This window comes from Tsuneonella sp. HG094, assembly GCF_053819285.1.
In genome coordinates this window covers 318830-332553 of the sequence record NZ_JBSORA010000001.1, presented here as the reverse complement: position 1 = coordinate 332553, position 13724 = coordinate 318830, and the positions used below count along the sequence as shown (strand labels likewise).

The 13724-nt window shown below is 65.8% G+C and carries 11 protein-coding genes; 8 read left to right on the top strand and 3 right to left on the bottom strand.

Going from position 1 to position 13724, the window contains the following annotated elements:
- Positions 1-41 precede the first annotated feature (41 nt).
- The 5 genes from ACWPMX_RS01655 (at position 42) to ACWPMX_RS01635 (ending at position 4405) form a co-directional block, all read left to right on the top strand.
- The gene (locus tag ACWPMX_RS01655; RefSeq protein WP_455698311.1) at positions 42-800 is read left to right on the top strand and encodes an SDR family oxidoreductase; all 759 of its coding nucleotides are present in this window, start codon (positions 42-44) and stop codon (positions 798-800) included.
- Positions 797-1465 (top strand): cytochrome b/b6 domain-containing protein, encoded by a 669-nt coding sequence (locus ACWPMX_RS01650; protein ID WP_455698310.1) that lies wholly within the window; start codon positions 797-799, stop codon positions 1463-1465. Before ACWPMX_RS01655 ends, ACWPMX_RS01650 begins: the two co-directional genes overlap by 4 nt.
- Complete coding sequence (locus ACWPMX_RS01645; protein WP_455698309.1) at positions 1455-2192, top strand: molybdopterin-dependent oxidoreductase; 738 nt, start codon at positions 1455-1457, stop codon at positions 2190-2192. Before ACWPMX_RS01650 ends, ACWPMX_RS01645 begins: the two co-directional genes overlap by 11 nt.
- 19 nt (positions 2193-2211) lie before the next feature.
- A complete protein-coding gene (locus tag ACWPMX_RS01640; RefSeq protein WP_455698308.1) occupies positions 2212-3507 on the top strand; it encodes a class I SAM-dependent methyltransferase in 1296 nt (431 codons plus the stop codon).
- Positions 3508-3580: 73 nt separating this feature from the next.
- A complete protein-coding gene (locus tag ACWPMX_RS01635) occupies positions 3581-4405 on the top strand; it encodes a phytanoyl-CoA dioxygenase family protein (RefSeq protein ID WP_455698307.1) in 825 nt (274 codons plus the stop codon).
- On the opposite strand, the gene ACWPMX_RS01630 is transcribed toward ACWPMX_RS01635, so the two are convergent.
- Entirely contained in the window at positions 4402-4908 is a 507-nt protein-coding gene (locus ACWPMX_RS01630; protein ID WP_455698306.1) for a DUF1801 domain-containing protein, read from the bottom strand. The genes ACWPMX_RS01635 and ACWPMX_RS01630 overlap by 4 nt on opposite strands.
- On the opposite strand from ACWPMX_RS01630, the gene ACWPMX_RS01625 reads away from it, so the two are divergent.
- Both ACWPMX_RS01625 and ACWPMX_RS01620 read left to right on the top strand, forming a co-directional pair.
- Positions 4907-6121 (top strand): argininosuccinate synthase, encoded by a 1215-nt coding sequence (locus tag ACWPMX_RS01625; RefSeq protein ID WP_455698305.1) that lies wholly within the window; start codon positions 4907-4909, stop codon positions 6119-6121. The genes ACWPMX_RS01630 and ACWPMX_RS01625 overlap by 2 nt on opposite strands.
- Positions 6122-6939: 818 nt before the next feature.
- Positions 6940-7494: a septal ring lytic transglycosylase RlpA family protein gene (locus tag ACWPMX_RS01620; RefSeq protein ID WP_455698304.1), complete on the top strand. Its 555-nt coding sequence runs from the start codon at positions 6940-6942 to the stop codon at positions 7492-7494.
- A gap of 50 nt (positions 7495-7544) precedes the next feature.
- On the opposite strand, the gene ACWPMX_RS01615 is transcribed toward ACWPMX_RS01620, so the two are convergent.
- Together ACWPMX_RS01615 and uvrA are read right to left on the bottom strand one after the other, a co-directional pair.
- The gene (locus tag ACWPMX_RS01615) at positions 7545-7667 is read right to left on the bottom strand and encodes a hypothetical protein (protein WP_455698303.1); all 123 of its coding nucleotides are present in this window, start codon (positions 7665-7667) and stop codon (positions 7545-7547) included.
- A gap of 209 nt (positions 7668-7876) precedes the next feature.
- The gene (gene uvrA / locus ACWPMX_RS01610) at positions 7877-10807 is read right to left on the bottom strand and encodes an excinuclease ABC subunit UvrA (RefSeq protein WP_455698302.1); all 2931 of its coding nucleotides are present in this window, start codon (positions 10805-10807) and stop codon (positions 7877-7879) included.
- Positions 10808-11150: 343 nt separating this feature from the next.
- Here uvrA and ACWPMX_RS01605 point away from each other — a divergent pair, with 343 nt between their 5' ends.
- Entirely contained in the window at positions 11151-13556 is a 2406-nt protein-coding gene (locus ACWPMX_RS01605) for a YadA family autotransporter adhesin (RefSeq protein WP_455698301.1), read from the top strand.
- Positions 13557-13724 lie beyond the last annotated feature (168 nt).

Genomic DNA, 13724 nt, shown 5'->3' with positions numbered 1-13724 from the left:
TTGATGTGCGCGATGGCCTCTCGATCTCTCGCGACAAACCTTTGATCAAGCCCGCGGTCCTCGTCACGGGCGGCGCCAAGCGCATCGGTGCGGCGGTCGCGCGGGCCTACGCGGCGGCGGGCTGGCAGGTCGTGATTCACTACGGTCGGTCTGCCGATGCGGCGGAAGCACTCGCCGCCGAACTGCCCGGCGCGATCGCGATCCATTGCAACCTCGCCGATATCGACCATTCGCGCGACATGGTCGAACGGCTGGCGAACTATCTGCCCGACTGGCGCGTGCTGGTGAATTGCGCCGCGATCTTCGAGCCCGACGACGTGAAGGGGCTGGAGATGGACAACTTCCGCCGTACCCTGCGCGTCAATGCGGGTAGCCCGGCACGCATGGCCCAGGAATTCCTCGCTCGTGCCCGGGCTGGCGGCGGACGGCGGGTGATCCAGTTCACCGACCAGAAGCTCGCCAATCCGAACCCCGATTTCTTCAGCTACACGATGAGCAAGCACGCGCTGGCCAGCACGATCCCGATGCTCGCGATGGGCGCCGCAGGGCCGCTGGACCGCGTCTATGGCCTTGCGCCCGGCGCGATCCTCGCCAGCCACGACCAGACCGACGAAGAGGTCGAGATCAGCCACCGAATGAATCTGCTCAACCGGCGCACCGATGTGCAGGAAGTCGCGGACGCCTGCCTGTGGCTCGCCGATGGCTGGCTCGCAAGCGGGCAGACGCTGTTCGTCGACAGCGGCCAGCACCTGCTCTCGCAGCCCCGCGACGTGATCTACCTCGCCCGGGGCGCGGGTTGAGGCGTCACGCGCTCTCGACCCGACTGTGGCACTGGGTAAACCTTGCCTGCGTGGTGATCCTGTTCATGTCGGGCCTCAATATCTCGAACGCCCATCCCCGCCTCTACTGGGGTGACTGGGGCTTCGCAGCGGCGGATGCATGGCTGATCCTGCCGCGTTTCCCGGGCTGGATGACAATCCCCGGCCACTACAGCCTGGCGGGCGCACGCGAGTGGCACGTCCTGATGGCCTGGCCGTTCGCGCTAGGGCTCATGTTCATGTGGGCCGCGATGCTGCTCAACCGCCACTTCCGCCGCGACCTCGCGACGGCCCGCGCCGAATGGCGCTGGCCCGCGATCAAGGCCGACGTGATCAAGCACCTCAAGCTCGATTTCCACCACGAAGGATCGAAGTTCAACTTCCTCCAGAAGCTCGCCTACGGCCTCGTCCTGGGCGTACTGCTGCCCGCGATGATCGTGACCGGCATGGGGATAAGCCCGGGCATGTCTCCGCAGCTGTCATGGCTCGTGGATCTGTTGGGCGGACGGCAGTCGGTGCGCTCGCTGCATTTCATCTTCGCCTGGCTGCTGTTCGGGTTCTTCGTGCTCCACGTGGCGCTGGTCCTGTTGTCGAACCCGCTGAAGCAACTGCGCGAGATGATCACCGGAGGCCGGGATGGAGCGTAGGGGGTTCGTCGCCGGAGCCGCGGCTCTATTCCTCGGCGCCTGCTCGAAGGTTGCCGACAGCGCGGCGGGCCAGTCGCTCTTCCGCGCGTCCGAACGCTGGCACCGCGGCGCGCAACGACTGCTCGGCGGTGGCGGCCTCGTGAAGGAATACGCGAAGAGCGAGATCTCGCCGGTGTTTCGCGGGAACGGGTCGCAATCGGTCGATACTCCGGCCTACGCCGCGGCTGAGGCTGCCGGGTTCGCCGACTGGCGCCTGGCGGTGGGCGGCCTGGTTGCGCATCCGCTTTCGCTCAGCCTCGACAACCTCCGCCGCCTGCCCCAGCGCACCCAGATAACCCGGCACGACTGCGTCGAGGGGTGGAGCGCGATCGGCGAATGGACCGGACCGCAGCTCTCCACGATCCTCGACGGGGCGCAGCTGCTGCCCGAGGCGCGCTATATCGTGTTCCGCTGCGCCGATACGCTCGACGGGATAGACTACTACGAAAGCATCGACCTCGACGATGCCTATCACCCGCAGACGATCATCGCGCATCTGCTCAACGGAGAGCCGCTGCCGGTCAAGAACGGCGCACCGCTGCGCCTGCGGGTCGAACGCCAGCTCGGCTACAAACACGCCAAGTACTTGACCGCAATCGAGGCTGTCGCCAGCCTCGACCGGATCGGCAAGGGTCACGGCGGATACTGGGAAGATCGCTCGGGGTATCACTGGTACGCGGGCATCTGAGCTTAGGAGACGAAGACGGATGTGGCTGCTCGATCAATTCCTCTCGCGGGCCATCAAGCGCGGCAAGCTGATCGTCACCGATCACGACGGGAAGGTTTACGACTACGGCCCCGGCCCCGCGCTCGACGACAAGGGACCCATCCGCCTGCGGCTGACCGATGCCAAGGCCGCGAACCACATCGCCCGCTATCCGCAGATCGGCGCGGGCGAGGCTTACATGTGGGGCTGGCTGCTGATCGAGGAGCCGCACGACATCCGCGACCTCGTGCTGTTCGTCACGATGAATTCCAAGAAGCTGGGCGACGCATCGCTTCATGCGAAGGGACCGGTTCGCAAGGCGGTGCAGAAGCTGCTCGCCAAGGCCGACAGCTTCAACCCGCGCGGCAAGGCGGCGGCGAATGCCAAGCACACCTACAACCTGACCCGCCGGCTCTACGAACTGTTCCTCGACGAGGACCGGCAGTACACGATGGCCTATTACCGGGGCGATCCGGAGACGACTTCGCTCGAGCAGGCACAGCTCGACAAGAAGGCGCATATGGCCGCCAAAATGTACCTCAAGCCCGGCATGAAGGTGCTCGACATCGGCTGCGGCTGGGGCGGGTTCGCGCTCTACCTCCACAAGCACTACGGCGTCGAAGTGCTCGGCGTCGCGCTGGCCGAGGACCAGATCGCATTCTGCAAGGAGCGCGCAGAGGCCGAGGGCGTGGCCGACAAGGTCAAGTTCGCGCTGATGGACTATCGCGACGTCCAGGGGCAGTTTGACCGGATCAGTTCGGTGGGCCTGCTCGAGCATGTCGGCACGCCTCACTATCCGCAGTTCTTCGAGCACACCGCGCGGCTGCTTGCCCCAGGCGGGGTCATGTTCAGCCATTGCTGCGGCCGTGCCAACGGACCCGGGGCGACCGACGCGTGGACCCGCAAGTACATCTTCCCGGGCGGCTACATTCCCGCGTTGAGCGAACTCGTCAGCCAATCGGAAAAGGCGGGCTGGCAGGTGATGGACGTGGAGGCGATGCGCTTCCATTACTCCTACACGCTCGAGGAATGGTACAACCGCACCGTCTTGCACAAGGACGAGATCGTCGGGATGTACGACGAGCAATTCTACCGGATGTGGCAGTATTATCTCGCGGGGGCCGAGCAGGCGTTCCGCAACGGCAAGATGGTCAACTGGCAGATCGTCTACGTGAAGGACCGCGAGGCGATCCCGATGACACGTGAGTTCATGCACGAGGAAAGCGCCCGCTTGCGTGCCGGCGACACGCCGCCTGCATGGCACCTCGACCCCGCTCTGCGCGAGGCGGCCGAGTAGCCATAGCGCGCGGGCATACCGCTCCGGCGCGTTCGCACTTGAGCGACGGGCGCGCCGGTCGGAGAATGCGGCGATGACGACCGAGACTGCGCTTGCCGAGCAATATTTCCGCGATGGCTACGCCGTCGTCCGCGGTGTTTTCCCGGCGGGCGCGATCGCCGAATTGTCCTCCGCGGTCGACGAAGTCCACGCGGAGGCGGCGGCGCTGGGCCGGAGCTTTCGCTACGGCAACCTCAACTACCGGCTCGACTGCGGCGAAGTGCGGATGGCGCAGTGGGCGTCGTACCACAACGTCGTGCTCGACCGGTTTCGCATCGCCGCGCGGATCGGCGCGACCCTGCGCCCGCTGATCGGCGAGGACGTCAAGCAGATCATCAACCAGGTTCACTGGAAGAAGCCCGGCGGCAAGGGCGACTTCGCGTTTCACCAGGATTCGCGCTTTCGCCGTCCCGACAGCGCCTATCGCAACCTCGGCACGAGCTACATCCAGACCGGGCTCGCCATCGACCCGCATACCCGGGAAAGCGGTGCGATGCGGGTCCTGCCCGGCAGCCACCTCGCCGGCCCGCTGGAATTGGCAACGAGCGGCACCTCGGTGATGGACAGCGTGGTCGAGACTGCAGCGCTGGAAGCGGCGGGTCTCGATCCCACGCACCTTGTCGACATGGAACTCGAGCCGGGTGACTTGGCGCTGTGGAGTCCGTACCTCGTCCACGGCTCAGGCTCGAACGCTGCCGATCACTACCGCCGGTTCTACATCAACGGCTATGTTCGTGCCGAGGACTGCGGCCGGGGCGAATGGGCGTTCCGGCGCGGCCAGCCGCAGCCGCTGGGTCCCCGCCCCAACCTCGTCCATTTCGAAAGTCTCTACGAACGACCGGGGCCGCATTTCACCTAGTCGGGGTAAGTCGCGTTCATCACGTCCCAGCTCAACCGCACCAGACCTTCCAGCGCGTCCATGTCTACATCGGCGAGCTTGTTGATGTAGAGGCACGATTTGCCGGTCTTGTGCTTGCCGAGCCGGCCAAAAAGCGCATCCGCCTCGGGCTGGCGGTCGCAGTAGTTGCCCATCAGGTAGATCGTCATCGCCCCTTTGCGCGGACTGAACCCGGCGCGCAGCGATTCGCCTTCGTGCCCGCTGTCGTAACGATAGTGGTAGCGGCCGTAGCCGATCATCGACGGGCCCCACATCTTCGGTTCCAGCCCGGTAACCCTGCGGTGGAGCGCGTCGACTTGCGCGGCCTCGGTTCGCTTGCGTTCGTCGGGAAGCGCCGCGATGTAGTCCGCCGGCGCAACCTCGGTCGCCTTCGTTTTCGCCTCGTACTTCGCCAACACCGCCTCCCTTGCCGCAGGGGGCAGCTTGCCATAGGGCGCGCGCGACTCGAACCGGAAAATGCTCATGTCCGATATCAAGAAAGTCGTCCTCGCGTACTCCGGCGGGCTCGACACCAGCGTCATCCTCAAGTGGCTGCAGGTCACTTACAATTGCGAGGTGGTGACGTTCACCGCCGACCTCGGCCAGGGCGAGGAGCTGGAGCCTGCGCGCGCCAAGGCGAAGCTGATGGGCCTGCCCGACGCGAACATCTACATCGACGACCTGCGCGAGGAATTCGTGCGCGACTTCGTGTTCCCGATGATGCGCGCCAACGCCCGCTACGAAGGCGACTACCTGCTCGGCACCAGCATCGCGCGACCGCTCATCTCCAAGCGCCTGATCGAAATCGCGCGCGAAACCGGCGCCGACGCGATCGCCCACGGCGCGACCGGCAAGGGCAACGACCAGGTCCGCTTCGAACTGTCGGCCTATTCCCTCGACCCCGACATCAAGGTCATCGCCCCGTGGCGCGAGTGGGACCTCACGAGCCGCACCGCGCTGATCGCCTGGGCCGAATCGCATCAGATTCCGGTGCCGAAGGACAAGCGCGGCGAGAGCCCGTTCTCAACCGACGCGAACCTCCTGCACACCTCGTCCGAGGGCAAGGTGCTCGAGGATCCGTGGGAGGAAGTGCCCGACTACGTCTTCTCGCGCACCGACAACCCCGAGGACGCGCCAGACGCGCCCGAGTACATCACCATCGACTTCGAGAAGGGTGACGGGGTGGCGCTGAATGGCGAGGCGATGAGCCCCGCAACCCTTCTGGCCGCGCTCAACGATCTCGGCCGTAAGCACGGCATCGGGCGGCTCGACCTCGTCGAGAACCGCTTCGTAGGCATGAAGAGCCGCGGGATGTACGAAACCCCGGGCGGCGAGATCTATGCGCGCGCACACCGGGGCATCGAGCAAATCACGCTCGATCGCGGCGCGGCGCACCTCAAGGACGAGCTCATGCCGAAGTACGCCGAGCTCATCTACAACGGCTTCTGGTTCGCCCCCGAGCGCGAGATGCTGCAGGCGGCGATCGACCTCAGCCAGACGAAGGTATCGGGTACCGTCCGGCTCAAGCTCTACAAGGGGCTGGCGCAGGTGGTGGGGCGCAAGTCGCCGAACTCGCTCTATTCCGAACGGCACGTCACCTTCGAGGACGACGCGGGCGCCTACGACCAGACCGACGCGCAGGGGTTCATCAAGCTCAATGCGCTGCGGTTGCGGCTGCTGGCCCAACGCGATCGGTGAACTTGCGACAGGACGTTGAGTTATCCACTCGCGTCCACAGGCAAAAACGCCGTCGGTGGAAAACCCGCCCGGAATCCGCTTGCGCGACTCGGTCCGGAAGCGCAGCTTTAAGTCATCGAGAGGGCGCGGAAGCCACGGAACTGACAAGCCTAACAACCTGAAAGTTCGAAGTTTTCTTCACCCGATCGAGATGGCGGCAACTGTCCGCGCGGTCCTTTAGATCGCCATGCAGAGGGCTTCGGCTCAAAGCAAGGTCGGTCGTTCGAGAGGAACGCGAAGCGAGCCACCATCGGCCGGTTCGTCCGGCTTGACGCCGAGGAGGCGTGGCAAAGGCTTCGGCCGAAGCGACGCAGCCGTTCGAGGCGGAAGGCCAATGGAAAGCCGGTCTCGGAACCGCCTGGCGGACCAGGAAAGGATCTTCGGATCCGGACCGACCGCCAGACGGAACCGGATGCCGGTGCGAGCACCGGTGACAGCGCCGAACGGAGTCGACTTCGGTCGGAAACCGACGGCACAGACACCGGGCGCCAAGCGCTTCCTTCGGGAAGACCACGCAACGGTGAGAGTGGGGTCGACCTTCGGGTCGGCCCCATTTGCTTTGGACGAGCGGGACGCTCACCAGGCCGATTTCCCGGCCGGTCCGAACCCCTTCCAGATCACGGCGACTCGGGCGCGACTCGCCCTGCCAGACTCGGCGCGTTGTAGAGAAACGGTTTTCCCGACCGGCGGGAATCATGGTTAATCTGCAGACACCCTACGATGAACGGTGGCGAGTCCGGGGTGGGGGGAGCCCGAGGGGGTGCCGAAATGGGAACCGGATGGGTAAACCGCTGCCCATGGACGGAACAGCCAATCGGACCCGCGGCGCGCGTGTGCTGGCCTTTGCCGCAGCCCTGATGCTGCCGGCTTCGGCAAGCGTGCGGGCCGACGACGGCGTGCGTCAGGCGGCTCCCGCTTTCGCTAGCTCGTTCGCCGACATTGCCGCCCCCGCCGCGCACCAGCCGGTCGAGGGTGCGGTCGACGTGACCGCGATCGACCCGGCCGACGAAGCCGCGCCCGGCCTCGGCGGCGGCGACTGGGATGCGATCGGCGGCGGTATCGCCAGCTACTACGCCGACAAGTTCAACGGTCGCCGAACCGCCAGCGGCGAGACGTTCAGCAACGGTGCGATGACCGCGGCGCATCGCAGCCTGCCCTTCGGCAGCAAGGTCCGCGTGACGAACCCGGCGAACGGCCGCTCGGTTGTGGTACGCATCAACGATCGCGGCCCGTTCCACGGCAACCGCCTGATCGACCTCAGCAAGTCCGCCGCTTCAACGCTCGGGATCATCCAGCGCGGCAGTGGCCGGGTCGAGCTCGCCCTGCTCGACTGAGCGACCTTCGGCGCGCTCGCGCTGAACCGGTCCCCAGCCTTTTCCGATCGCTAGCCTTCGGCTCCCTCGTCGAACGAGTGCGCGCGGGCCAGCCATTCGCTGGCGAGATAGGCGAGGCCGCAGGCCGCAACGGCCAGCAGCACCAGGATCATGACGAGGGTAGAATCGGACAAGGACATGCTCCGGAAACAAGGCGGGAGCACATACGAGGCGTCTCTCTGTCGCTGCTGGGGCCAAGGGGGTCAGGTGCAGCGATGCGCGCAGCCCTAGCACAGGTCCCCCGGTTGACCTAATCGCCGCCGCCGAGGCGTCCTCCGCCCAGTGCCATTCATCCGGATCGCCCCCCTCGCCACAGGCTGATGCGCTCCATTTCAGTCACGGCCTACGCCGGGGCAGGCTGTAATTGCCGTTCCAGCATCGGCGCGAGGTAGGAGCCGGTGAACGACCGTTTCACCTTGGCGACCGCTTCGGGTGTGCCTTCGGCGATTATCTCCCCGCCCCGCACGCCGCCTTCCGGGCCGAGGTCGACGATCCAGTCGGCGGTCTTGATCACGTCGAGGTTGTGTTCGATCACCACGACCGAGTTCCCCCCGTCGACCAGCCGCTGGAGCACTTCGAGGAGCTTGCGGACGTCCTCGAAGTGCAAGCCGGTGGTCGGCTCGTCGAGGATATACAGCGTCTGCCCGGTGCTGCGGCGGCTGAGTTCCTTGGCGAGTTTCACTCGCTGCGCCTCACCGCCCGATAGCGTCGTCGCCTGCTGGCCAACCTTGACGTAGCCGAGGCCGACCTCGTTCAGCATGTGCATCTTGTCGCGGATCGGCGGGACAGCCTTGAAGAATTCCTCCGCGTCCTCGATCGTCATGTCGAGCACGTCGGCGATGCTGAGGCCCTTGAACTTCACCTCCAGCGTCTCGCGGTTGTAGCGCTTGCCGTGGCATTCCTCGCACGTGACATAGACGTCGGGCAGGAAGTGCATCTCGATCTTGATGAGGCCGTCGCCCTGGCACGCCTCGCACCGGCCGCCCTTGACGTTGAAGCTGAAGCGCCCCGCCTTGTACCCGCGCGCCTGGCTTTCGGGCAGGCCCGCGAACCAGTCGCGGATCTGCGTGAAGGCGCCGGTGTAGGTCGCCGGGTTGGAGCGCGGGGTGCGGCCGATCGGCGACTGGTCGATCTCGATCACCTTGTCGCACAGCTCGAGGCCGGTGACCTTGTCGTGCGGGCCGGCGATCACCCGCGCGCCGTTCAGCGTGCGCGCGGCGGCGGCGTAGAGCGTGTCGATGGTGAAGCTCGACTTGCCCGAGCCGCTGACCCCGGTGATGCAGCAGAACGTGCCGAGCGGGATCGACGCAGTGACGTTGCGCAGGTTGTTCGCCCGCGCGCCGTGGACGGTGATCTTGTGCCCGTTGCCCTTGCGGCGCGTCCTGGGCATCGCGATCTCGCGCCGCCCGGTGAGGTAGTCGGCGGTGAGGCTGTTCTTGCTCTTGAGCACCTGCTTGAGCGTGCCCTGCGCCACGATCTCGCCCCCGTGGACACCCGCTCCGGGGCCGAGATCGACCACGTGGTCGGCAGCGCGGATCGCGTCCTCGTCATGCTCGACCACGATCACCGTATTGCCGAGGTCGCGCAGGCGCTTGAGCGTTTCGAGCAGCCGGTCGTTGTCGCGCTGGTGGAGGCCGATCGAGGGCTCATCGAGCACGTAGAGCACGCCGCTGAGACCCGAGCCGATCTGGCTGGCGAGGCGGATGCGCTGGCTCTCGCCCCCGCTGAGAGTGCCGCTGGTGCGATCGAGGTTGAGGTAGTCGAGCCCGACGTTGTCGAGGAAGCCCAGCCGCGCGTTGATTTCCTTCAGGATCGCGCGGGCGATCTGGTTCTGCGTATCGGTGAGCTGTTCGGGCAGCGCGAGGAACCAGTCCTTCGCGGCCGTCACGCTCATCTGCACCGGGGTGGCAATGTCGGTCGCCTCGTCCGGCCGGCCGATCTTCACCGCCAGCGCCTTTTCATTGAGGCGCTTGCCGTGGCACGTCTCGCAGGCTTGCGCGGTCTGGTACTTGCCCAGCTCCTCGCGCATCCACGCGCTCTCGGTCTGCAGCATCCTGCGGTTGAGGTTGCCGATCACCCCCTCGAACGCCTTGCGCACGGTGTATTCCTTGCGCCCGTCCTTGAACGTGAGCGGCACCGCCTTGCCCTTCGTGCCGTGGAGGATGACCTGCTGGTTGTCCTCGCCCAGCGCGTCCCACGGGGTGGTGAGGTCGAACTTGTACTCCTTCGCAAGGCTGCCGAGCACCTGCATGTAGTAGGGCGACGGCGGGTTGGACTTCGCCCACGGCACCACCGCGCCTTGCTTGAGCGTCAGGTGCTCGTTCGGGACGACCAGTTGCGGATCGAACAGCAGCTTTTCGCCGAGGCCGTCGCACGCCGGGCACGCGCCCTGCGGGGCGTTGAACGAGAAGAGGCGCGGCTCGACCTCCTCGATCGTGAAGCCACTGACCGGACACGCGAACTTCTCGGAGAACACGATGCGGTTGGGCGGGAGCCCTGCGCCCTTCATCGCGCCACCGGCCGCGTCCTCGACTTCGCGCCCGGGCACCACCCCGTCGGCCAGGTCGACATACGCGAGACCCTCGGCGAGCTTGAGCGCTTGCTCGAAGCTGTCCGCCAGCCGCGTCTGGATGCCATCCTTCACCGCTAGGCGGTCGACCACCACCTCGATGTCGTGCTTGAACTTCTTGTCGAGCGCCGGCGCCTCGCCGATCTCAACCATCTCGCCGTCGATGCGGACGCGGGTGAAACCCGCCTTCTGCCATTCGGCCAGTTCCTTGCGGTATTCGCCTTTGCGCCCGCGCACGACGGGAGCGAGCAGGTAGAGCCGCGTCCCTTCGGGCAAGGCCATCACCCGGTCGACCATATTGCTGACCGTCTGCGCCTCGATCGGAAGGCCGGTAGCGGGCGAGTACGGCACGCCGACACGCGCCCACAGCAGGCGCATGTAGTCGTAGATCTCGGTCACCGTCGCCACGGTCGAACGCGGGTTGCGGCTGGTGGTCTTCTGCTCGATCGAAATCGCGGGAGAAAGCCCGTCGATATGCTCGACATCGGGCTTCTGCATCATTTCCAGGAACTGGCGCGCATAGGCGCTCAGCGATTCCACATAGCGCCGCTGCCCTTCGGCATAGATCGTGTCGAACGCGAGGCTCGACTTGCCGGAGCCCGAAAGCCCGGTGATCACGATCAGCGCATCGCGCGGCAGGTCGATGTCGATGCCCTTGAGGTTGTGCTCACGGGCGCCGCGGACGGAAATATGGGTCAGACTCATCGAGAATGAATGTTCCGCAAATGTTCGGGTTGGTCAAGGCCGCAAAGGCTTGCGGTCAAATGGTGATCGAACCTGAAAATGCCACCTCGCGATTGCTAATATCGAGACTGCGACAACGGTTGATGGTGAAAAAAGTTCGCCGTGCCAGACTAACCAGAATGTCGAATGTTTTCAACCGATCGCCTGTTGTCCAAAATATACAAAATCGAATAGAATCAATATAACAACAGAAGAGATCGACCTGCGTGAAGTCGAGTCCAGTTAAAACTTTCGTTAACCGGAGCCGCATACACCCCATTTTGATCGCACAGCACTTTCGGCAGCAATGTCGAGGAGATGGTTGTTGGCGCTCAACAGATACAACGTCCGCATGGAACTGCTGGTCGGCGCAAGTGCGCTGGCGGCAGTTGCAATTTTCGCACCCGAGAAAACCGAGGCCCAAGCGCTCCAGCCCGTGGTCGATGTCTGCACCGGCGTCGGCATCGACGATTCGGCGCTCCGCACATTGCTCCAGAGAACGCTCGTGCCGACCGCGCAAGGCGTCGAGAACCTGTTCGACGACCTGCTGACGGTCAGCATCCTCGGCACGCCGCTGCTTTCGATCCCGGACGTGAACCTGGGCGTTGCCCAGACGACCGCGGACCTTGCCGCGGGCAACACCGTCTCGCTCCAGGTTCTCGATACCGACGGCAACGTCGTCGGCTCGGGCACCTGCAACGTGACGACCGACGGCTACGCTCTCAATACGCCCAAAGGCGTCTCGATCGGCGGCAACCAATTGACGGGCCTCGGTTCGGGTACGGCGGCCAATGCCGGTGCGCTCGACGCGGTTGCGATCGGCAATGGCGCGACGACCAGCGCGCCCGCCGCCGGCGCGGTGGCGATCGGCAACGGCGCGAGCGTCACTGCCGCAAACGGTGTGGCACTGGGCGCGGGATCGACCAACGATCGCGGCGCCCTTTCGGGATATACCGCCTATGGCATCAGCGGGACATCCAACGCGGCGGGAACGGTCTCGATCGGCGAGGCAGGATCTGAGCGTCAGCTCACCAACGTCGCCCCCGGCACCGCCGCGACCGACGCTGCCACCGTGGGCCAGGTGCAGGGCGCGATCATCGCCGCGACCGACGGCCTGATCGGCTACGACGACGGCACGCACGGCGTGGTCACGCTCGACGGAGCAGGCGGCACGCGGATAACCGGGGTCGCCGCGGGCACGCTCTCGGCAAGTTCGAGCGACGCGGTCAACGGCGCGCAACTTAATGCGACCAACCAGGCCGTGGCTGCCAACGCCGGCGCGATCACCACCCTGCAAGGCCAGGTCGGAACCAACACGAGCGATATCGCGACCTTGCAGGGCCAGGTCACCACGATCGACGGCACGGTGACGACGCTGCAGGGTCAGGTCGGCACCAACACCGGCGACATTGCCACGCTTCAGGGGCAGGTCTCGACCAACACCGGCAATATCGCGAACCTACAGGGCCAGGTGACGACAATCGCCGGCGACGTGACCACGCTGCAAGGCCAGGTCGCCACCAACACCGGCGCGATCACGACCCTTCAGGGACAAGTCGCGACCAATACCGGCGATATCGCCACCCTGCAGGGGCAGGTCAGCACCAACGCGGGCAACATCGCCAGCGTGCAGGCCCAGGTATCCGCCACGAACAGCAATCTTGCCGCGCTCGACGCGCAGGCCGTGAAATACGACGATCCCTCGCGCACCGCGATCACGCTCGGGGGAGGCGCCGCCGGCACCACGATCGGCAATCTTGCCGACGGGGCGCTGGCGGCCAATTCGCGCGATGCGGTGAATGGCGGGCAGCTCCATGCCACCAACCAGCAGGTCGGCGCGAACACCGCGTCGCTGACGATCGCCTATTCGCGGCTCGACGGGCTCGACGCGACCGTGACCACGATCGACAACCGGGTGACCGCCAACACCAGCCAGCTCGCGGTCGTACAAGCGCAAGTGGCCAACATCCCGGTGGGTTACGTATCCAACGCCGACGGCACGACGCCGAGCGCTACGCCGACCGACACCGCTGCGTTCCGCGGCGGGGCGGGCGGCCCCGTGCGGGTCACCAACGTGGCGGCGGGCACACTCGCTTCCGGATCGACCGATGCAGTCAACGGCGGCCAGCTTGCCGCGACGAACGCGCAGGTGGCCGCGAACCGGACTGACATCGACCGACATACGACCGAAATAGCCTCGCTCACGACCACGATCCGCGCGAGCGCAGTGGCCGCGGTGCAGTATTCGGACGCCGGGACCCCGACCGTCAGCAACGGCGGCGCGATTTCGCAGGACGTGACCTTCGTTGGCGCGGATGCGAGCCAGCCGGTGCGGGTCCACAACGTCGCCGACGGTACCGCGGGGACCGACGCGGTCAACGTGCGGCAGGTCAACGCCGCGGTGGCCCAGCTCCAAGGCGGCATCACCCAGGCGTTGAGCGATGCCAACGCCTACACCGACATGCGCTTTGCCGAGATCGGCTTCAGCCTCGACAACGTGCGGCAGGACGCGCACGCCGGCACCGCCGCAGCGATGGCGCTGGCGACGATCCCGCAGACGATGGAAGCCGGAAAGTCCATGATCGGCGGCGCGGTGGGCCACTATCGCGGACAGACCGCCTTCGGCTTCGGCGTCTCGACATCGGGCGAGGAGGTGGCATTCAAGGCCAGCGGGACGATCGATATGAACGGCAAGGGCGGCATCGCGGTCGGCGCGGGGGTCTCGTTCTGACCGCCGGGGGAATGCGGCCGATCGCAGCGACCGCATTTCCGCCCTACCTCTCCGACCCGCCCAGCCGACCCGATCTTGCGACGAAGCGCGATCGGTTTATCGATTACCGCATATTCGATAAACCAATCGCAGCGTAGCTTGGTGACCTGCCCGGAAAACGGGTCAGGG